General features: G+C 59.4%; 19 protein-coding genes and 4 tRNA genes. 10 read left to right on the forward strand and 13 right to left on the reverse strand.

Translation table 11 applies throughout. From position 1 onward, the window contains the following. Window positions 1-43 precede the first annotated feature (43 nt). Window positions 44-583: a TetR/AcrR family transcriptional regulator gene (locus BW979_RS10595; RefSeq protein ID WP_076383769.1), complete on the reverse strand. Its 540-nt coding sequence runs from the start codon at window positions 581-583 to the stop codon at window positions 44-46. 103 nt (window positions 584-686) lie between these two features. Here BW979_RS10595 and BW979_RS10600 point away from each other — a divergent pair, with 103 nt between their 5' ends. The 4 genes from BW979_RS10600 to BW979_RS10615 all read left to right on the forward strand — a co-directional run bounded on the left by BW979_RS10600 (window position 687) and on the right by BW979_RS10615 (window position 5,427). Continuing rightward, on the forward strand, window positions 687-1,871 hold the full coding sequence (locus tag BW979_RS10600) for an MFS transporter (protein ID WP_076383770.1): 1,185 nt from the start codon (window positions 687-689) through the stop codon (window positions 1,869-1,871). Window positions 1,872-1,908: 37 nt separating this feature from the next. Further along, a complete protein-coding gene (locus tag BW979_RS10605) occupies window positions 1,909-2,220 on the forward strand; it encodes a cupin domain-containing protein (protein ID WP_076383771.1) in 312 nt (103 codons plus the stop codon). A gap of 103 nt (window positions 2,221-2,323) precedes the next feature. Further along, window positions 2,324-3,472, forward strand: coding sequence for a TDT family transporter (locus tag BW979_RS10610; RefSeq protein ID WP_076383772.1), 1,149 nt, complete (start codon window positions 2,324-2,326; stop codon window positions 3,470-3,472). Between the two features lie 80 nt (window positions 3,473-3,552). Further along, window positions 3,553-5,427, forward strand: a complete 1,875-nt coding sequence (locus BW979_RS10615) for an MFS transporter (protein WP_076383773.1) — start codon at window positions 3,553-3,555, stop codon at window positions 5,425-5,427. Window positions 5,428-5,572: 145 nt separating this feature from the next. On the opposite strand, the gene sugE is transcribed toward BW979_RS10615, so the two are convergent. The 3 genes from sugE to rdgC all read right to left on the reverse strand — a co-directional run bounded on the left by sugE (window position 5,573) and on the right by rdgC (window position 8,037). Further along, window positions 5,573-5,887, reverse strand: a complete 315-nt coding sequence (gene sugE, locus BW979_RS10620; protein ID WP_047228696.1) for a quaternary ammonium compound efflux SMR transporter SugE — start codon at window positions 5,885-5,887, stop codon at window positions 5,573-5,575. A gap of 118 nt (window positions 5,888-6,005) precedes the next feature. After that, complete coding sequence (locus BW979_RS10625) at window positions 6,006-6,971, reverse strand: bile acid:sodium symporter family protein (RefSeq protein ID WP_047228695.1); 966 nt, start codon at window positions 6,969-6,971, stop codon at window positions 6,006-6,008. A 145-nt stretch (window positions 6,972-7,116) separates the two neighbouring features. Next, the gene (rdgC, locus tag BW979_RS10630; protein WP_047228694.1) at window positions 7,117-8,037 is read right to left on the reverse strand and encodes a recombination-associated protein RdgC; all 921 of its coding nucleotides are present in this window, start codon (window positions 8,035-8,037) and stop codon (window positions 7,117-7,119) included. 160 nt (window positions 8,038-8,197) lie between these two features. On the opposite strand from rdgC, the gene BW979_RS10635 reads away from it, so the two are divergent. The 4 genes from BW979_RS10635 to BW979_RS10650 all read left to right on the forward strand — a co-directional run bounded on the left by BW979_RS10635 (window position 8,198) and on the right by BW979_RS10650 (window position 8,714). Continuing rightward, window positions 8,198-8,273 (forward strand) — tRNA-Val (locus BW979_RS10635). 20 nt (window positions 8,274-8,293) lie between these two features. Next, window positions 8,294-8,370 (forward strand) — tRNA-Asp (locus tag BW979_RS10640). 174 nt (window positions 8,371-8,544) lie between these two features. After that, window positions 8,545-8,620: transfer RNA gene (locus BW979_RS10645), tRNA-Val, on the forward strand. 17 nt (window positions 8,621-8,637) lie between these two features. Then, window positions 8,638-8,714, forward strand: a tRNA-Asp gene (locus tag BW979_RS10650). Window positions 8,715-8,873: 159 nt separating this feature from the next. Here BW979_RS10650 and BW979_RS10655 read toward each other — a convergent pair. Beyond that, window positions 8,874-9,383, reverse strand: coding sequence for an Lrp/AsnC family transcriptional regulator (locus tag BW979_RS10655; RefSeq protein ID WP_047230462.1), 510 nt, complete (start codon window positions 9,381-9,383; stop codon window positions 8,874-8,876). A 199-nt stretch (window positions 9,384-9,582) separates the two neighbouring features. Here BW979_RS10655 and BW979_RS10660 point away from each other — a divergent pair, with 199 nt between their 5' ends. After that, window positions 9,583-10,599, forward strand: a complete 1,017-nt coding sequence (locus BW979_RS10660) for a 1-aminocyclopropane-1-carboxylate deaminase (RefSeq protein ID WP_047230463.1) — start codon at window positions 9,583-9,585, stop codon at window positions 10,597-10,599. A gap of 117 nt (window positions 10,600-10,716) precedes the next feature. Here the strand turns inward: BW979_RS10660 and BW979_RS10665 are convergent, their stop codons facing one another. The 8 genes from BW979_RS10665 to BW979_RS10700 form a co-directional block, all read right to left on the reverse strand. Beyond that, window positions 10,717-11,181, reverse strand: a complete 465-nt coding sequence (locus BW979_RS10665; RefSeq protein ID WP_076383774.1) for a transketolase — start codon at window positions 11,179-11,181, stop codon at window positions 10,717-10,719. 36 nt (window positions 11,182-11,217) lie between these two features. Then, window positions 11,218-12,372, reverse strand: a complete 1,155-nt coding sequence (locus BW979_RS10670; protein WP_076383775.1) for a M20 family metallopeptidase — start codon at window positions 12,370-12,372, stop codon at window positions 11,218-11,220. Further along, entirely contained in the window at window positions 12,369-13,793 is a 1,425-nt protein-coding gene (locus tag BW979_RS10675; protein ID WP_076383776.1) for a M20 family metallopeptidase, read from the reverse strand. The genes BW979_RS10670 and BW979_RS10675 overlap by 4 nt, the downstream gene beginning before the upstream one ends. Then, entirely contained in the window at window positions 13,790-14,779 is a 990-nt protein-coding gene (locus tag BW979_RS10680; protein WP_076383777.1) for an ABC transporter ATP-binding protein, read from the reverse strand. Before BW979_RS10680 ends, BW979_RS10675 begins: the two co-directional genes overlap by 4 nt. Next, the gene (locus BW979_RS10685; RefSeq protein WP_076383778.1) at window positions 14,776-15,792 is read right to left on the reverse strand and encodes an ABC transporter ATP-binding protein; all 1,017 of its coding nucleotides are present in this window, start codon (window positions 15,790-15,792) and stop codon (window positions 14,776-14,778) included. The genes BW979_RS10680 and BW979_RS10685 overlap by 4 nt, the downstream gene beginning before the upstream one ends. A gap of 22 nt (window positions 15,793-15,814) precedes the next feature. Next, entirely contained in the window at window positions 15,815-16,717 is a 903-nt protein-coding gene (locus tag BW979_RS10690; protein WP_047230469.1) for an ABC transporter permease, read from the reverse strand. A gap of 9 nt (window positions 16,718-16,726) precedes the next feature. Then, the gene (locus BW979_RS10695; RefSeq protein WP_047230470.1) at window positions 16,727-17,644 is read right to left on the reverse strand and encodes an ABC transporter permease; all 918 of its coding nucleotides are present in this window, start codon (window positions 17,642-17,644) and stop codon (window positions 16,727-16,729) included. 102 nt (window positions 17,645-17,746) lie between these two features. Next, window positions 17,747-19,267 (reverse strand): ABC transporter substrate-binding protein, encoded by a 1,521-nt coding sequence (locus BW979_RS10700; protein WP_047230471.1) that lies wholly within the window; start codon window positions 19,265-19,267, stop codon window positions 17,747-17,749. A 187-nt stretch (window positions 19,268-19,454) separates the two neighbouring features. On the opposite strand from BW979_RS10700, the gene BW979_RS10705 reads away from it, so the two are divergent. Next, a complete protein-coding gene (locus BW979_RS10705) occupies window positions 19,455-20,372 on the forward strand; it encodes a LysR substrate-binding domain-containing protein (RefSeq protein ID WP_076383779.1) in 918 nt (305 codons plus the stop codon). Window positions 20,373-20,437 lie beyond the last annotated feature (65 nt).

Raw genomic sequence — 20,437 nt, forward strand, 5'->3', positions numbered from 1 at the left:
CAACTGCTCAAATGTGGGAGCGAGCCTGCTCGCGATGGCGGTATTACTGGGCCAACGCGATATCCACCAACCGATACAACTCCTCAACCGCCAACGGCGCGGTGGCAAAGAGGATGCGAAACACCGTCGGCGCGACCACCACATTGATCAGTCGCTCGACCCCGGGGTTTGGCTCGTCAGGATAGCGATCCAGGATGGTCTGCAACTGGCCGCTGATGATTCCCACGCAATAGCCCGGCGTGGCGCAGGCCTGAATGTCGCGCATCATGTTGCGACCGGGCTCGGAGCTCATTTCGTCCAGGTACTGTTCGGCCCAGGCGCGAAGATCCCCGCGCAGGCTGCCGGTGTCCAGCGGTGCGCAGTCCGGGCGCATGCGGGCAATCGCGACGTCGCCCAGCAATGCCGGCAGGTCGCCCCAGCGCCGGTAAATGGTGGACGGGGTTACGCCTGCGCGGGCCGCGATTTGCGGCACGGTCAGGGTGGCGCGGTCCTGCTCCTGGAGCAGGCTGCGAACCGCCGAATGAATCGACTCTTGTACCCGGGCGCTTCTGCCGCCGGGACGTAAACCTTCTTTAATAGCCATGGATCGGACCTTAACACAAAGAATTTGCTTTAAGCGCGCGTCGATAGCACACTCCGCAAAAGCAAAAAATTAGCTTTTGTGGATCGCCTTGTGGAGTGTGCCCATGTCCCGTCCAGCTTCGACCCGTGCCAGTCTGATATTCCTGGCGATCACCCTGCTCGGTTTCCTCGCAGCGTCCAGTGCGCCAACCCCGCTGTATCACCTCTACCAGGAACAAATGCAATTTTCCCCTGGGGTCCTGACGCTGATTTTCGGTGTGTACGCGTTCAGTCTGTTAGCGGCGTTGCTGACCGTGGGTTCGTTGTCGGATTATCTGGGACGCAAACCGGTGATTTTCGTAGCGCTGTTGCTCAACATGCTGGCAATGCTGCTGTTTATCAACGCCGACAGTATCGCCTGGTTGATCGGTGCGCGGTTGATTCAGGGCTTCGCGACGGGCATGGCCACCAGTGTGCTTGGCGCTGCCTTGCTGGACTTCGATCGTCGGCAAGGTCCGCTGATCACCAGCGTCGCGCCCTTGCTGGGCATGGCTTGCGGAGCATTTGGCTGCGGCATGTTGGCCGAGTTCGCGCCGTTGCCCCTGCAACTGACGTACTGGATTCTGCTGGGATTGTTCCTGATCCAGGCCATTTACCTCTGGTTTCTGGCCGAGAGCGTCAGCCCGCAGCCCGGTGCCTGGCGATCTTTGCGCCCCACCTTGCATGTGCCGATCCAGGCACGGCGCGCCTTGTGGCTGATACTGCCCTTGAACCTGGTGGCCTGGGCGGTGGGCGGCTTCTACTTATCACTGGCGCCGTCATTGGTGCGGGTCGCAACCGGCACCACCTCCAACCTGATTGGCGGCGCGCTGGTGGCGGTGCTGACGCTCACCGGAGCGTTGAGTATCTACACGCTGCGCAACCAGATGGCCGACAAAATGCTGCGCCTGGCCGCCAGCCTGTTGATGGTCGGTCTGGTGCTGGTATTGCTCGCAGTGCACGCTGCTAGCTTGCCGTTGTTCTTCGTCGGCACGCTGGTCACTGGCAGCGGTTTCGGCGCGGGCTTTCTGGGAGCATTGCGCAGCATCATGCCGTTGGCCTTGCCCCATGAACGGGCCGGGTTGATGTCAGCGTTTTATGTCCTCAGCTATCTGGCTTTCAGCCTGCCGTCGCTGCTGGCGGGAAGCCTGACCCGGGTCTTTGGGCTGATCCCGACCACCGATGGCTATGGCGCGGTGTTGATTGTGCTGTCGACCGTCGCCTTGCTCGGGCTGTCGCGTCAGGCGCGGCCAGCGCCTGGTTTGGGTTAACCTTGGCGCCTGTGTGTTTCCTTTGGGGCGATCTGGGTTGAACATCATCCGCAGCAAATCCTTCACCGGCGACCGCGCCTGGGCGGCGTTGGATATCGCCGACATGAACGGCATTACCACGCGCCTGCACTGGACCGATCAGCCCTACAAATGGCACATCAATGAAGGTCAGGAAGTCTTCGTGGTGCTCGATGGGCAAGTGCAGATGTGCTATCGGGAAGACGGTATCGAAAAAGATACCTTGCTGAGTGCGGGGGATATTTTCTATGCATCGGTGGGCACCGAACATCTGGCCAAGCCATTGGGAGAGGCGAGAATTCTGGTGATCGAGACCAAGGGCAGTATCTGATCACTATTTGCATAATCGATAATATATAGAGATATTACCCGTTATATAGATATTCGATTTGAATCTAGCATGGCTCTATCTCGTCCCAGAGCAGGAATTCGCCATGCCATGCTGTGCTGCAACCAACCGTTTGCGCCCACTCAGTCATTTGCCCAGGCCATTGGAAGCCATTCGCCAGTTCACGCCTAACTGGTTTGCTGTCGTCATGGGCACCGGTGTATTGGCCCTGGCCCTGGCGCAATGGCCGGGGGATGTCCCAGGCCTGCGCGGCCTGGCCGAAGGGGTATGGTTGTTCAATGTCCTGTTGTTCGTGTTGTTCACTGGGCTGTACACCGCCCGTTGGGTGCTATTCTTCGACGAGGCCCGGCGGATTTTCGGTCATTCAACGGTTTCGATGTTCTTCGGCACCATCCCCATGGGGCTGGCGACCCTCATCAATGGCTTGTTGGTATTCGGTTTGCCACGGTGGGGCGAGGGCGTGGTGCCGCTGGCGGAAACGTTGTGGTGGATCGACGTGGCGATGTCCTTGGCCTGCGGCGTGCTGATTCCGTTTTTGATGTTCACCCGCCAGGAACACCGGATCGATCAGATGACCGCCGTGTGGCTATTGCCCGTGGTGGCCGCTGAAGTCGCCGCCGCCAGTGGCGGGTTGTTGGCACCGCACTTGGCAGACGCTCATTCGCAACTGGTGATGTTGGTCACCAGCTACATCCTCTGGGCATTTTCCCTACCCGTAGCGTTCAGCATCCTGACGATTCTGCTGCTGCGCATGGCCCTGCACAAACTACCCCACGAAAACATGGCCGCCTCGAGCTGGCTGGCCCTCGGCCCGATCGGGACCGGTGCTCTGGGCATGTTGTTGCTGGGAGGCGATGCGCCGCTGATTTTTGCCGCCAATGGCTTGCCGGGCTTAGGTGAAGTCGCCGCCGGCGTGGGCGTGGTGGCCGGTATCACCCTGTGGGGCTTCGGGTTCTGGTGGATGCTGATGGCGCTGCTGATCACCGCACGGTATTTGCGCACTGGCATCCCGTTCAACCTCGGGTGGTGGGGCTTTACCTTCCCCTTGGGCGTGTATGCGCTGGCAACGCTGAAGCTGGCGAGCTTGCTGAGCCTGGGTTTTTTTACTGTGTTCGGTTGTGTACTGGTGGCGATGCTGGCGGTGATGTGGCTGATCGTCGGCCGCCGCACGGTGCTCGGCGCCTGGCACGGTGAGCTATTCGTGTCGCCATGCATTGCGGGGCTGGCGAAATAATCGTTAAAGACAGGTAATGTGTGGCCTGGATCAAAAAACCTCATTCCAATAAGCGACCACGCCACTCAGGAACATGGAAGATGAGTCACCCCTCGCAGTTCACCTTGCTCCGCACGCGGCGTTTCCTGCCGTTTTTCATCACACAGTCCCTTGGCGCGTTCAACGACAACGTGTTCAAGCAGTCGTTGATCCTGGCGATTCTCTATCGGCTGACCATCGAGGGCGACCGCTCGATCTGGGTCAATCTGTGTGCGCTGCTGTTTATCTTGCCGTTCTTCTTGTTCTCGGCACTGGCAGGGCAGTTCGGGGAAAAATTCGCCAAGGATGCGTTGATTCGTCTGATCAAGTTCGGCGAAATCGCCATCATGGCGATCGGCGCGGTGGGTTTCCTGTTCGATCACTTGTGGTTGATGCTGGCGGCGCTGTTCGCCATGGGTACCCAGTCGGCGCTGTTCGGGCCGGTGAAATATTCGATCCTGCCGCAAGCGCTGCGCGAGGACGAACTGGTCGGCGGCAATGGCCTAGTGGAGATGGGCACATTCCTGGCGATCCTCTTGGGCACTATCGGCGCTGGGATCATGATGTCCTCGGCGCATTACGCGCCGGTGGTGGCGACGTCGATTGTCGTTATCGCCGTAGCCGGTTACCTGGCGAGTCGCGGCATTCCCCGGGCGGCGGCAGCTTCACCGCAGATGCGCCTGAACTGGAACATTTTCAGCCAGTCCTGGGCCACGCTTAAACTGGGCCTGGGACAAACCCCTGCGGTGTCCCGCTCCATTGTCGGCAACTCGTGGTTCTGGTTTGTCGGGGCGATTTATCTGACCCAGATCCCGGCCTACGCCAAGGACTGGATGCACGGTGATGAAACCGTGGTGACCTTGATCCTGACGGTGTTCTCGGTGGGGATCGCCGTGGGTTCGATGCTGTGCGAGAAGCTGTCCGGGCGTAAAGTCGAGATCGGCCTGGTGCCCTTCGGCTCGTTCGGCCTGACTGTGTTCGGGCTGCTGTTGTGGTGGCATTCCGGCGGAATTCCTGGCAGCACCGAGGGCTACGGCTGGCTCGAAGTGCTCGGTTTCGGCCACGCCTGGCTGGTGCTGATCGACATCCTCGGGCTCGGTGTCTTTGGTGGTTTCTACATCGTGCCGCTGTACGCACTGATCCAGTCGCGCACCGCCGAGAATGAGCGGGCGCGGGTCATCGCCGCCAACAACATTCTCAACGCGCTGTTCATGGTGGTCTCGGCGATTGTCTCCATTGTCCTGCTGGGCCTGCTGGAACTGTCGATTCCCCAGCTGTTTCTGGTGGTGTCACTGCTGAACATTGGCGTGAACACCTACATCTTCAAAATCGTCCCTGAGTTCAGCATGCGTTTCATGATCTGGCTGCTGAGCCATTCCATGTACCGCGTGGAACATCGCAACCTGGATGCGATTCCCGATGAAGGCGCCGCGCTGCTGGTCTGCAATCACGTGTCCTTCGTCGACGCGTTGCTGATCGGTGGCGCGGTGCGTCGGCCGATTCGCTTCGTGATGTACTACAAGATCTACAACCTGCCAGTGCTCAATTTCATCTTTCGCACCGCCGGGACGATTCCGATTGCCGGGCGCCAGGAAGACATTCATATCTACGAAAGCGCTTTTACACGCATCGCTCAATACCTGCAGAACGGCGAGTTGGTGTGCATCTTCCCCGAAGGAAAATTGACGGCCGATGGTGAGATCAATGAGTTCAAGGGCGGACTGACGCGCATTCTTCAGGAAACACCTGTGCCGGTGATTCCCCTGGCGTTGCAGGGATTGTGGGGCAGTTTCTTCAGTCGTGACCCGAACAAGGGGCTGTTTCGCCGGTTGTGGTCGCGGGTGACGTTAGTGGCGGGGCCGGCGGTCGCCGTTGAGGTGGCGGAACCGGCGAAGTTGCAGGCGTTGGTGGGGGAGTTGCGCGGGGCTGTCAGATAACGAGAGACGCCTTGTGAAAGTAGGTATGTGAGAGCAAAGCTTGCTCGCGATAGCGTCCTTGAGACCGCCTCGCGGGCAAGCCTTGCTCCCACAGGTCCAGCCCTACAAGCCTCTGTGTCTACAGAGATTGTTCCTGTAGGTGAGTTCAGGCGCTGGCCTTAAGTCCGATCAACCCGGCAACGATCAACGCCACACTGGCTAGCCGAACCAGCGCCATGGATTCACCAAACAGAATGATTCCGGCAATCACCGTGCCCACGGCACCGACACCGGTCCAGATGGCATAGGCCGTGCCCAGGGGCAACTCCTTCATCGCAAGGCCCAGCAGGCCAAGGCTGATAGCCATGGCCGCAACGGTCAATACGGTAGGGAGCGGGCGGCTGAAACCGTCGGTGTACTTCAGGCCGACAGCCCAACCGACTTCGAACAGGCCGGCAAAAAACAGAATGATCCAGGACATCACACACCTCCATCGATGGATGGGGTCGTCCCCGGATTTAGGTCGATCGAGTGGCGGGGTCGTCCCCGCGATGGGCATATAGATTGCCCATTATTGACCACTCGATCAAGTCTGTCTTTCAGTCCGCCGCTTGGCGGGCGAGCAGTTCACGGTCCTGCTTTTCGCTCATACGGCGGAAATACGTCGAGAGCAGCGCCCCGGAAATATTGTGCCAGACGCTGAACAGCGCGCTGGGCACCGCCGCCAGCGGCGAGAAATGCGCACTGGCCAGGGCTGCGCCCAGACCGGAGTTTTGCATGCCCACCTCCAGCGACAAGGTCTTGCGCTGGGCCAGTGGCAACCCGAACAGGCGAGCGGTGAAGTAACCCAACAGGTAACCGAAGCTGTTATGCAGCATCACGATCGCCATGATCAGCAGGCCGGACTCGGCGATCTTCGCCTGACTGGCCGCCACTACCGCAGCAACAATGATCACGATGCTCACTACCGAGATCAGCGGTAGCACTTCCACCGCGTGACGAACCCGCTCTCCCAACAGGCGTTGAGCAACGATGCCCAGCACGATAGGCAGCAGTACGATCTGCAGGATCGACCAGAAAAGCGCCGAGAACGACACCGGCAACCAGGCGGAAGCCAGCAGCCAGATCAGCGCCGGGGTCAGCAAAGGCGCGAGCAGGGTGGTAATGGCCGAAAGCGACACGGCCAAAGCCAGGTCGCCGCGGGCCAACCAGGTCATGACATTGGAGGAGGTGCCGCTCGGACAGCAACCCACCAGAATCACCCCGACGGCAATCTCCGGTGGCAGGCTGAATACTTGGCAGAGCAGCCACGCCACGCCGGGCATGATGACAAATTGTGCAATCACCCCCAGGACCACCCGCCCTGGATGACGGCCCACTTCGGCAAAGTCCTCCAGCTTGAGCGCCAGGCCCATGCCGAACATCACCAGCCCCAGCAAGGGGACGATGGCGACTTTCAGGTCGACGAACCATTGCGGTAGCAAGAATGCCAGCACGGCAAAAAACAGCACCCAGTAAGCGAAGGTATTGCCGACAAAACGACTCAATGCAACCAGTGCGCGCATGACCTGATCCTTATTATTAAGTAGCACCACAAAAACACTGTGGGAGCGAGCCTGCTCGCGATAGCGGAGTATCAGGCAACCTGTCGGTAACTGTCACTCTGCCATCGCGAGCAGGCTCGCTCCCACAAGGGTAATCATTGGGCTGTCAGATCCCCTGAGGCATCTCTTCACCACCCAACGCTTCTACCAGCGCCGGCAGGAACTCGCCAAACGTCAACATCATCAGCGTGAAGCTGGCGTCCAGTTGGCCGAGGGCCTCGTCGCCGCCGTCCTGTTCCGCCTGATCCTGCAGCAAGTCTTCGAATTTCAGGCGCTTGACCACCATTTTGTCGTCGAGCACGAAAGACAGCTTGTCCTGCCAGGCCAGCGACAGTTGGGTCACCACCTTGCCGGTGTTCAAGTGCAACTGGATTTCGTCGCTGGTCAGGTCCTGACGCTTGCAACGCACAATGCCGCCATCTTCATGAGTGTCGCGCAGCTCGCATTCATCCAGCACGAAGAAATCGTCGGCGGCTTTCTGGGTCTTGACCCAGTCGGTCATGATGGCGGTGGGTGCGGTTTTCACGGTCAGTGGGCGTACCGGCAGCGAGCCGAGGACTTCGCGCAGGGTGGAGAGCAGGTCTTCGGCGCGTTTCGGGCTGGCGGAGTTGACCAGGATCAGACCCTGTTTCGGTGCGATGGCGGCGAAGGTGGACGAGCGACGAATGAACGCGCGAGGCAGAAACGCCTGGATGATTTCATCCTTGAGCTGGTCCCGTTCCTTTTTATAGACCTTGCGCATTTGTTCGGCTTCGATCTCTTCGACCTTTTCTTTCAGGGCATCGCGTACGACGCTGCCTGGCAGGATGCGTTCTTCCTTGCGTGCGGCGATCAGCAGGAAATCCTGGCTGATGTGCACCAGAGGTGCGTCTTCGCCTTTACCGAACGGCGCGACGAAACCGTAAGTGGTCAACTCCTGGCTTGCACATGGACGCGCCAGTTTGCTGGCCAGTGCAGTTTCCAACGCCTCGGCATCAAAAGGCAGATCTTGGGTCAGGCGATAGATAAGCAGGTTTTTGAACCACATGGGGTGAGTCTCTCCTTTATACAAAGGGGGGCATTATTCTCTTCGCGGCGCCATAGGCCAACCCTTCGCTAAGCCTTTGGAAGGCCTGAAAAAATTAAATTAAAAAGTGCTTGCCAGCTTTGAGGACGCTCCGTAGAATGCGCGCCACACCGAAAGCGAAGGGTGATTAGCTCAGCTGGGAGAGCGTCTGCCTTACAAGCAGAATGTCGGCGGTTCGATCCCGTCATCACCCACCATTCGCTCCAAAGTGTTACGCGCAGCGGTAGTTCAGTCGGTTAGAATACCGGCCTGTCACGCCGGGGGTCGCGGGTTCGAGTCCCGTCCGCTGCGCCATATTCGGTAATCTGGAACACTGAACGCCAGATCACCACAGAAAGCCCGCTAACGCGGGCTTTTTGCTGTTTGCAGTTCCTGCGGTGCACGTTAATCACATTTTTTGCTGAATAGTTAATTAAATCAGCACGTTACGAAAATTTGTGAGAGAATGCGCCCCGCATCGAAAGTGAAGGGTGATTAGCTCAGCTGGGAGAGCGTCTGCCTTACAAGCAGAATGTCGGCGGTTCGATCCCGTCATCACCCACCAAGCTTTCAATGTTACGCGCAGCGGTAGTTCAGTCGGTTAGAATACCGGCCTGTCACGCCGGGGGTCGCGGGTTCGAGTCCCGTCCGCTGCGCCATATTCGCTTCCACTTAGGCCCACTGAACGCCTGGAAGCTACCGAATAAGCGGCCTTTGGCCGCTTTTTTCGTTTATGGCGTTTCATCGCAATCCATCAGCAGCCCAGCAAACGGCACGGCCGTGATATAGCAGGTGCTGCCCCTCGGCGGATATGAGCATCAAATGGGTATGTGGGTCGTCGACAAGACCTGGCGCAACCCCATGAACGAGCGGATCTGCCGAACACCGGGCAGGTAAAGCAACTGTTCGGCATGCAGTCGATTGAAGCTGTGGCTGTCCTTGGTTCGCAGCAACATGAAATAGTCGAATTCTCCCGTCACCACATGGCATTCCATACAGCCGGATACCTTTTGTGCGGCCGCCTCGAAATCTGCAAAGGATTGCGGTGTGGAGCGGTCCAGTACCACGCCGATCAACACCACCATTCCCGCGTCCAGCGCCTCACTGTCCAGCAATGCGACGATGCCCTTGATCAGGCCGGCCTGCTTGAGCCGTTCGACGCGCCTGAGGCAAGCCGGCGCGCTCAGTTTCACCTTCTCTGCAAGCGCCACATTGGAGATGGAGGCATCGCGCTGCAGGGTCTTGAGAATCGCTCGGTCGGTTCGATCAAGCGGTTGCGGCGCCGCAGCTGTTTCTTCAGGCTTCTTGTGATTATTTGTTGCGCTCATCTCTCTTCCCGAACAACTAAAGTATGTTCTGTAATTGTTTGCGTAAATAATAGTTCTTTAAGTACCTTAAACTTGCAACACATATTTTTCATATTCTTCTTAATATTGAACTCATCGAAGCCCCCCCTGAAATAGCCTGGAAGGCAGCCTTTGTCTTTCGGCCTGGTGCTTGGATATTCAATACACAAGGAGCAGAGTCATGAACCTGAATCGTTTCGAACGTTATCCGCTGACCTTTGGTCCCTCTCCCATCACCCCCTTGAAGCGTCTCAGCGAACATTTGGGCGGCAAGGTGCAGTTGTATGCCAAGCGTGAAGACTGCAACAGTGGCCTGGCTTTCGGCGGGAACAAAACCCGCAAGCTTGAATACCTGATTCCCGAAGCGCTTGAGCAAGGCTGCGATACCCTGGTTTCCATCGGCGGAATCCAGTCGAACCAGACCCGCCAGGTAGCCGCCGTCGCTGCTCACCTGGGCATGAAGTGCGTACTGGTGCAGGAAAACTGGGTGAACTACTCCGATGCGGTGTATGACCGGGTAGGCAATATCGAGATGTCCCGGATCATGGGCGCAGAGGTACGTCTGGACGCCGCCGGGTTTGACATCGGCATTCGTCCCAGCTGGGAGAAGGCCATGAGCGACGTGGTCGAGCGAGGTGGCAAGCCATTCCCGATCCCGGCGGGGTGTTCCGAGCATCCCTACGGCGGCCTCGGGTTCGTGGGTTTCGCCGAAGAGGTACGGCAGCAGGAAAAAGAACTGGGCTTCAAGTTTGATTACATTGTGGTCTGTTCGGTGACCGGTAGTACCCAGGCCGGCATGGTGGTCGGTTTCGCTGCCGACGGCCGCTCGAAGAACGTCATCGGTATCGACGCCTCGGCCAAACCGGAGCAGACCAAGGCACAGATTCTGCGCATTGCCCGGCACACCGCTGAGCTGGTGGAGCTGGGTCGGGAGATCACTGAAGAGGACGTGGTCCTCGATACGCGCTTCGCCTACCCGGAATATGGCTTGCCCAACGACGGCACGCTGGAAGCTATCCGACTGTGCGCGAGCCTTGAGGGCGTACTGACAGACCCGGTGTATGAAGGTAAATCCATGCACGGGATGATTGATATGGTGCGTCGTGGTGAGTTCCCTGAAGGCTCGAAAGTGCTTTATGCGCATTTGGGCGGGGTTCCCGCGCTGAACGCCTATAGCTTCCTGTTCCGCAACGGATGATTGCGCTTCAAGTCCGTAAAGCGTTGACGCTAGCGGTGAGTAAGTTGTGGCGGGGAGCAAACTCCCTTGCCACAGGTTCAATGTCGCACTTGCTGAGCAGCGCGGGACCCGGCCCCATCAGGCGCTATAGCGCTCTTGCAAGACACTTTTTGCCAGGTCCCTGGCCACCGACAAGATCTCCTCCACCTGCTTATCCATCGCAGCATCGGTTAACTCGACCTTACCCAGTTTAACGAAGCGCAATGTGTGGCCGCAGACAGATCCCAGCCAAGTCAGGCTAGGCAGCGGGCTGACTTCGACATCAAGCAGGTAGCAGCCTTTCGATACTGAGCGCAGCAATTGGCTGGCATGACACAGGCTGGATGGATTCGATTCCGATGCCTCAGACCCGGCTCTGAGCCAGTCGAGCATGAACTCATGCGACTGCTTGACGACCAGATAGGCCACCTGGTCCCAGTCCTTGATCGCCACCTGCAACGCGTCGATGAGGTATTTGGGCAGCTCGGCACTGGTCACAATAACGACACCCACATCCGTTAATGGCGCTTTTATCCAGACTGCGGATTGCGAAATCGTATGCATGAAAGTACTCCCGGTGATGGGTAGAGGCTCATTGCCTCAACGGTTCTCGCCGACGGCCAGAATGGTTGCCACCAAGGCCTGGGCGCGTGGAACCAGCGTGTCCAGTTCCAGGTATTCACGATCGGTGTGGACTTTGCCACCCACCGGCCCGAGGCCACACAGGGTTGGAATGCCCAAGCTGGCGGTGAACCCGGAATCGGCGCAGCCGCCGGTGAATTCGCCCTCGACACTGAAGCCTAGCGCCAGTGCTTGTTGTTGATAGATGTGCAGCAGTTGCTCGCTGTGCCGTGCTTCCATCGGCAGGAAGGTCGTCGCTTCCTTGAGGATGGCGCTCGTGCCGGGCAGTTCCTCTTCAGCGACGATGCCTTGGATGGCGGCGAATATCTGCTTCCAGTGTTGCGACTCGATAAACCGTACATCCAGCTTGGCCGAGGCGTTGGGCGCGACAGTGTTGCTGGAGGTGCCGCCGGCGATCAGCCCGATATTGGTGGTGATGCCTGCGGGGTAATCGGTCAGGGCATGCAGTTTGACGATCTTTCGGGCCAGCGCCTCGATGGCGCTGGCCCCGTCGGCATGGTTGACGCCGGCGTGCGCAGCGCGGCCACTGACTTCGATGACCAGTGTGGCCCCGCCTTTACGGGCGCTGACCACATTGCCGCTGGCCCGTCCCGGCTCGGTATTGAGTACGGCGCGGGCTGATTTGGCGGTGCTTTCGATATGGCTGCGGGCGCTGCCAGAGCCGATTTCTTCGTCACCGGTATAGAGCACCTGCACCGGGCAGGGCAAAGGACCGGCGCGCTTGAGTGCCTTGAGGGCGAAGCAGTTGAGCACCAACCCACCTTTCATGTCGGCTACGCCGGGGCCGTAGGCGAGGTCGCCATCGCGGCTGAAGCCACGGGTGGTGGTCGTGCCCTTGGGGAATACCGTGTCGCGATGGCCCAGCAACAGCACCGGCTTGCCAGCCTCGCCGGGCACTTGGGCAAGCAGTACGTCGCCAAAACCTTCGACCGGCATCCGCTTGAGCTCGATACCGTCGGCCTCCAGTTCCGCTGCGAGCAATGCGCCTACGGCATCGACCCCCGCCTTGTCATAGCTGTTGGAGTCGGTATCGACCAGACGCTGCAACAACGACTCCATGGCGGGGCGCTGGCCGGCGAGCCAGTCCAGTGCCTGTTGGTGGGTCTCGCTCATTGCGCACGCTCCCGTGCCCGATGCTCCTCGCTCAGACGTGCCGCATCGTTACCCAGGTCCCAGAACAGCCCGGCCATGATCTGCAGACTTTCTTTGACCACCGGTGCCAGCAAGTGCTCGTTGGGCGCATGTTGTGAACAGGCCGGGTACGAATGCGGCACCCACAAGGTCGGCAGGCCGAGCACGTCGGCAAACACGTCGTTGGGCAATGAGCCGCCAAGGTTGGGCAGCAGCGCCGGTTTCTTTCCGGTGGTTTGCGTCAACGAGTCGAGCGCCCAGTTGACCCATGGGCTTTGCGGGTCGAGCCGGGTGGCGTGCATGACATCGATGCGGCTTTGCGTGACCTCGACATTGTTGAAACCATGGGCGTCCAGGTGAGCGCGCACGGCGGGGATAAAGGTCGTGTAATCGCTGTTTACCACAAAGCGGATATGGCAATGAGCGTTGGCCTTGCCGGGGATTGCATGCACCGGGGCGTCTGGATTGCCAGTCTTGAAGGCAATGACATCGAGGGTGTTCCAGCCAAAGACTTTCTCGCTCAGCGACAGATCCGGGTGGCCCCAGTTGGCGTCGATTTGCGGATCATCCGGCCCGCCACCGACTTCGATGTCGGCCAGCGCCTGTCGCACCGAATCCGGCAGTGCGCTGGGCTGCAAGCCCTCGACTTTTACCCGGCCATGTTCGTCGATCATGCTGGCGATGGCGTTGGCCAGGATGATGCCGGGATTGGCCAGCAGCCCGCCCCAATTACCGGAGTGGTGTGCGCCTTCGCGCAGATTGACCGCCAGCTCGAAGTTGAACACCCCGCGTGAGCCTAGAAAAATGGTAGGCCGTGTTGCGGCCAGACGCGGGCCGTCCGAGGCGATGAAGATATCCGCCGCCAGCTCCTTGCGGTGGGCGGCACAGAACGCATTGAGGCCGGGGGAACCTTCTTCTTCGCCCATTTCCAGCAGCAGTTTGACGTTGAAGCCGAGCTTGCCTTCGCGGGCCTTGAGGGTCTGCTCCAGCGCGGTGATGTTGATCAGGTGCTGGCCTTTGTTATCGGCGGTGCCGCGCCCGTACCAGCGATCACCTTCGACGGTGACTTGCCACGGTGACAAGCCTTCACGCCATTGTGCCGCATAGCCGCGCACCACATCACCATGACCATAGCTGAGTACGGTGGGCAGCTGCGGGTGTTCAATGCGCGTGGCGATCATGAATGGTCCGCGTTCCGCTACCGGGTTGTCGTAGATTTTTACGCTGAAACCCAGCGCCTCGACATGCGGAGTGATGAACTCGTTGAGGTAGCGATACAACTCAGGTTGGCTGTCTTGCGCCTGGCTTTCGGTGGGCAGGGCGACACTACGTTCGAGCAGGTTGAAAAAAGCACCGTTGTCGAACTGTTCGAGGGTGTTGCTGATGGCCTGGGAACGACTCATGAGTGGACAAGCTCCAGTGTTTGGGTGGGACTGTCGTGCAGGTGGCAACGTACGTTGCCGCCGATAATTGGATCGTTGGCCGGATAGGCCGTTTTGCAACGGTCCATGCAGTTCGGGCAGCGCGGGTGAAAGGTGCAGCCGGTTGGCGGGGACATCGGGTTGGGGAAGGCGCCGTGCAGGCCGATGTCTGGAATGCCCAAGCGCGGATCGGGGGTCAGCACCGAATCGAGCAATGCGCGGGTATACGGATGGCCGGGTTCGGCGAACAGCGACTGGCGGGTGCGTTCTTCGACAATACGCCCCAGATACATCACGGCCACCCGGTCGGCGAGGTGCTCGATAACCGCCAGGTTGTGGCTGATCAGCAAATAGGTCAGGCCGAATTCGCGCTTGAGGTCTTGCAACAGATTGAGGATCTGCGCCTGCACTGACACGTCCAGCGCCGAAGTCGGCTCGTCGCAGATCAACACATCAGGACGCATGACCAGCGCCCTGGCAATCGCCACGCGCTGGCGCTGGCCGCCGGATAACTGGGCTGGATAGCTATCGATCACGCGCTTGGGAAGGCCGACTACATCCAGCATTTGTTCGGTTTTCTTGCGGCGCTCGGTGGCCGTGCCGATGTCGTGGACGATCAACGGCAGGGTGATGATTTCGCGCAGGGTCTTGCGGGGGTTCAGCGATGAATACGGATCCTGGAAGATCGGCTGGATACGCCGGGACATCTCCTTGCGATCTGTCGCTGCCAGATGTTTGCCATTGACCAGCACGTCGCCTTGAGTGGGCTGTAGCAGGCCGAGCAGGATCTTGGCCAGGGTGCTTTTGCCGCAACCGGACTCACCCACCAGACCGAGGGTTTCACCGCGCATCAGGCGCAGTGATACGCCATCAACCGCTTTCAGTGTGGCGGCAGGTTTGAAAAAGCCTTTGCTGATACGGAACTCGCGACGGATATCGCACAGCTCCAGAGCGATGTCTTTTTTCATGAGCGGGCACTCTCTTTGATCAGTATCGGTTTCGGCCCAGAAGCCGCCAGTAGGCAGCGCGCCATATGTCCGTCCTGGTGCACTTCGGGCACATCCCGGGCACACGCCTGGACGGTGTGCGCGCAACGATTGCGAAAGGCACACCCGTGTTGTTCACCCACCAGGCTCGGCACCAGACCGGGAATCGAACCCAGCGCTTCGCCCGGTTTGGTCCGCCCTGGAATCGGGATGCTGGCCAGCAGGCCACGGGTGTACGGATGCCGCGGGTTCTCGAAGAGTTGTCGGGCGGGAGCGCTTTCGACGATTTCCCCGGCATACATCACGGCAACCCGGTCGGCGATGCGGGCCACCAGGCCAAGGTCGTGGGTGATAAAGATCACCGCCAGCCCCAGTTCTTTCTGTATATCGCGGATCAGGCGCAGGATTTGCGCCTGAATGGTCACGTCCAGTGCGGTGGTCGGCTCGTCAGCGATGATCAGGTCGGGCTCGCACATCAACGCCATGGCGATAATCACCCGCTGGCGCAACCCCCCGGAGAGTTGATGCGGGTACTGACGCAGACGCTCGCCGGCATTGCTGATGCCGACTTTTTCCAGCATCTGCGCGGCGCGGGCCAGCGCATCCTTGCGCGACACCTTGCGGTGCCGGGTCAACACTTCACTGAGCTGGTCGCCAATGCTGTAGGCCGGGTTCAGCGCGGTCATGGGCTCCTGGAAGATCATCGCCAGGCGGTTGCCGCGCAGGTCGCACATGCTTCGCTCGCTCTGGCCGAGCAGGTCGATGCCGTCCAGTGTCAGTCGGCTGGCGGTGCGCTTGGCCTTGCGGGGCAGCAGGTCCATGAGTGCCAGCGAGGTCAGGGATTTGCCGCAGCCGGACTCTCCGACAATGCACAGCATCTCGCCGCGCTCGACCTGGAAATCCAGGCCGCGCACCGCATGCAGCATGTCATCCGCAGTCGGGTTATGGCCCATGGGAATGTCCACCCGCAGGTTTTCAACATGGAGTAGTGCCATGTCCGGTACTCCTCTATCAGTCTCAGTTGCGGCCATCGGGCAGGATCAGATCGCGCAGGCCGTCGCCGACCAGGTTGATGCCCAGCACCAGAATCATCAGGGCGATGCCTGGGATGGCGATGACCCACGGGGAAAAGAACATGTAGGGTTTGCCCTCTGCGATCATCAGTCCCCAGGACGGCGTCGGCGGTTGTACGCCCACCCCGAGGAACGACAGCGCTGACTCCAGCAGGATCGCGTGGGCCATTTCCAGGGTCGCGACCACGATCAGCGCGCCAACCAGATTGGGCAGGATTTCACTGACCAGAATGCGCAGGGTCGAACAGCCCAGGGCTTGTGCCGAGGCAACATATTCGGCATCGCGAATTTGTTGCACCGAGGCCCGAACCACCACGGCGAAGCGGTCCCAGAGCAGGCAACCGAGCAGAATGATCACCACCTTCAGCGAGCCGCCCATCAACGAGGCAGAGGCCAGGGCCACCATGACCACAGGCAGCGCCAGCCGAGTGGTGATCAGGTAGCTGATAAACGCATCCACCTTGCCACCGTAGTAACCGGCCAGCAGACCCATGACGGTGCCGATGACGCCGGAAATCAGCGCCGCCGCAACGCCGATAAACAGTGAAATACGGGCGCCGTAGAGCAACCGTGAGAGGTAATCGCGGCCCAGCTTGTCGGTGCCCAAGACATATTCCCAAGTGCCGTTAGCCATCCAGACCGGAGGCTTCATGCGCAACATCACGTCTTGCGCATAAGGGTCATAAGGCGCCAGCCATGGCGCGAACAGCGCACCAGCAAAAATGATCAGCAGCAACGCACTGCCGATGGCGAAGCCGCGGTGGCGAAAGCTTTTGCCAAGCACCCGGCTCAGGCTGCTTGGTGGGGGCAGGTAGTCGTTGATCGCCAGGGTAACGGGGGTACTCATGAAGGGCTCCTAGCGCACGCGAATGCGCGGGTCGAGCAGTGCGTTGAGCACATCGGCCAGCAAGGTGAGGATGATGTAGATCACCGCAATCAGCAGGACCACGGCCTGGACTACCGGGAAGTCGTCACGGGCGATGGCGTCCCAGGCGAGTTGTCCGATGCCTTGCAGGGAGAACACGGTTTCGATCACCACCGAACCGCCGAGCATGAAGCCGAACTCCACCGCTGCCAGTGCGACGACCGGAATCAATGCATTGCGCAATGCATGCTTGAACAACACCTGCGCAGGGCGCAGCCCCTTGGCGCGAGCGGTGCGGATGTAATCGCAACTGAGCACATCCAGCATGCCTGCGCGGGTCAGGCGCATGATGGCCGGCGTTGCGTAGTACCCCAAGGCAATGGCCGGCATGACGAAATGCAGCATGCTTGAGTTGCCGGAGACTGGCAGCCACTTGAGCGTCACCGCAAACACTACGATCAACATCAGCGCAAACCAGAAGCTGGGCATTGCCTGGCCCAGTACCGCGATGCTCAAGGCCAGTCGATCAACCCAGGTGTCGCGTTTGATCGCGGCCAGTACGCCCAGGGGAATCGCCACCAGCAAGGCGATTCCCAGCGCCATGGCACCTAATCCGAGAGTAATCGGCAAACGGCTGGCGACGAGGTTATAGACCGACTCCTGAAAGAAAAAGGAGTTGCCCAGGTCCAGCCGCAGCAAACCGCCCAGCCAGTTGACGTACTGGGTGGGAAGCGGTTTGTTCAAGCCGTATTGCACACGGATCTGTTCGATCTGTTCGCTGGTGGCTTCCGGCCCGCCAATGGCCGTGGCCAGGTCGCCGGACAGATGCAACAGAGAGAAGCTGATCACCGACACGGTAATGGCGACGCAAAAAGCGATGCCCAGACGGCGTAGAAGGAACCCAAGCATGGCAAGTTTCCTCATGTTCAATGGATGACAGGTGGAGGACGTGGCCGTGGGGGGCTGGCCCACGCGCCACGGAATCGCTCGCTCAATCCGCCCGGTTGCGGATTACTTCCAACTGGACTGAACGAAACGCGGCAGTTCATCCGGATACGGCGTGAATGCCAGTTCGGAGGTGTAGGCGTAGTTCATCGAGTAGTTGAACAGCGGGGCCCAGTACGCCTGTTCGCTGATGCGCTGCAACGCCTTGCGGTAGTTGTCCTTGCGCACTTGCGGATCGAGGGCGTTATCGGCGCTCTGCAACCAGTTTTGGACTTGCGGGTCTTTGATGTTGTCGTCCGGATTGCCCTTGAACCAGGTGCCGGCCGACGCCGAAGTGTCGAGGATCGAGAACGAGCCCCAGGCCTGGAACGACATGGGCACCTTACCGCCACGTTGCTGATCACGCAGGGCGGCGTACTTCAAGTAGCGCAGCTTGGCGTTGATGCCCACCGCGCGCAGGTTACCGATGATGGCTTCGACGTAATCACGGTCGCGATAAGCGAATATTTCCGTCTCGAAGCCATTTGGGTAACCGGCCTCGGCGAGCAGCGCGCGGGCTTTGGCCGGGTCAAAGTTGTAGACAGTGGCCGCAGAGGTATCGCAACCGAACTGGCGTGGATAACACGCAACCTGTAAGGGCTTGGCTTCGCCACCCACCAACTGCGTCGCCAGTGCCTCGCGGTTGATTGCATGGTTGATCGCTTGACGCACCTTGAGGTTTTTCATGGGCGAGTTTTCGCTGGAGGTGCCTCGAGCATCAAGAATCAGGAAACCGATGCGCATGGTTTCGGCGCTGGTCACGGTGAGGTTCGGTATACCTTTGAGGTCGATTGCCTGATCCGAGGTGACGCGCCAGATCCAGTCGACACCGCCGGTCATCAACTCCGCCAGGCGAGTTTCTGCATCCGGGATTACCCGAAACTTGAGGTGAGCGATATGTGGCTTGCCTTGTGGGCTGTCCGCAAAGTAGTCCTTGTTGATCGCCATGCTCACGCCTTCGCCGGCCACCACCGACAGGGCCTTATACGGTCCGGTGCCCACTGGCTTGCGACTGAATTCGGCCAGGCCGACCTTCTCGAAGTATTGCTTGGGGAACATCGGAACGGCGTTGGACAGGTATTCCAGCGCAGGAGGGAAAGGCTTCTTCAAATACAGGCGGACACTGTAGTCACCGGTTTTTTCGGCGCTCTTGATCCAGTCTACGTTTTGCACGGTCACGACTTTCGCTTCGGGCGACACCACGTAGTTGAGGGTGAACACCACGTCGTCGGCGGTGAAGGGGTCGCCGTTGTGGAATTTGACGCCTTTGCGTAGCTCAAGGTCGATGGTGGTGTCGTCGACCTGTTTCCAGCCGGTGGCCAGCATGGGCTTGTATTCGCCGCTGGTGGGATCGCGGTAGATCAGGTTGTCCCAGATCAGCCGGCCGAGAATCACTCCTTCGCGGAGATCGTTGTGATAGGGGCTGACGTTTTCAGGTTCGCTGTCGGAAGCGTAAACCAGGGTGTCGTTGGCTTTGTCGGCATGAGCCGCAAAGCTGTTGATCAAACCCATCAGCGCGATACTGCAGGCGAAACCTTTGATGCCCATGCCGTCGTCTCCGTTGGCGAGAGTGGTTGAATCAAAGGGCAGCGAATCGCAAATGCGGTAAATGAGGAGGAGAAGCTCAGGCGATGTTTTTTTTGGTCTGGACACGAATGTAGGGAAAGGCTATCAATGCCACAAGTACAATCTTTCGATACTTTCTTTGCCAAAAAGGCAATGCTCGGAGGTTCCGATGCAGCTGTATGGCGTGCAGTCCACGGCATTGCGCTATTTCCTGGAAGTAGCCAGGTGCGGATCGGTCAGTGAAGCTTCGCTGCGGCTCAATGTTGCGGCGTCAGCGGTGAGCCGACAGATTTCCAAGCTTGAGTTGGCTCTGGATGCCAGCCTGTTTGAGCGTCGTGCCCGAGGCATGGTGCTCAGCGAGGCCGGGACGCGATTGGCGGCATATGCGCGCAAGTCGCAACTTGAGGCAGAGCAGGTGGTGCTGGAAATTACCGAGCTGCATGGCTTGCAGCGGGGGCATGTGCATGTCGCCTGCTCGGAAGGTTTTGCATTGGAGTACATGCCCAGGAGCATCAGCGCATTCAGGCGTGAGTACCAGGGCATCCATTTCACATTGGAGGTTTGCGCGCCTGCGCAAGCGACTGAAAAAGTACGTTCCGGCGAAGCCGATCTGGCGATGACCTTCAGCTTGTCACCGCAGAAGGAAATCAAGGTTGAACATGTCTTGAGCGGGGCGATTTTTGCGGTGGTTTCCAATTCCCACCCCTTGGCCGGGCGTGAAGCGGTCAGCCTCGCCGAGTTGCAACCCTGGCCCATTGCGTTGCCTAAGGCCGATACCACGATACGGCAACTGTTCGACATTTGTTGTGGTGTACAGGGGTTGTTGTTCGATCCGGTACTGACCACTAATTACGTGGCCGCGCTTTACAGCTTCGTCCGCGAGGAAGGCGTCATTAGCCTGGCCAGCGAGATGACCTTGCACAAACAGGTGGCGGACAAGCAGTTGCAGTGCCTGCCAATCCTGGATGAAGGGATGCAGGCACGGCGCATCGAACTGCAAAGCATGGCTGGACGCAATTTGCCGGCGGCGGTTTCTGCGTTCAAGGATTTTCTGATTGCAGAACTGGTGAACACCAAGCACGGTTGAAGTGGCGAGGCAACGGCGCAAGGCTGTTCGCTTATCCCCGATGGGCTGCGCAGCAGCCCCAAAAA

Source organism: Pseudomonas sp. A214 (assembly GCF_900156295.1).
Classification (GTDB): Bacteria; Pseudomonadota; Gammaproteobacteria; order Pseudomonadales; family Pseudomonadaceae; genus Aquipseudomonas; species Aquipseudomonas rhizophila.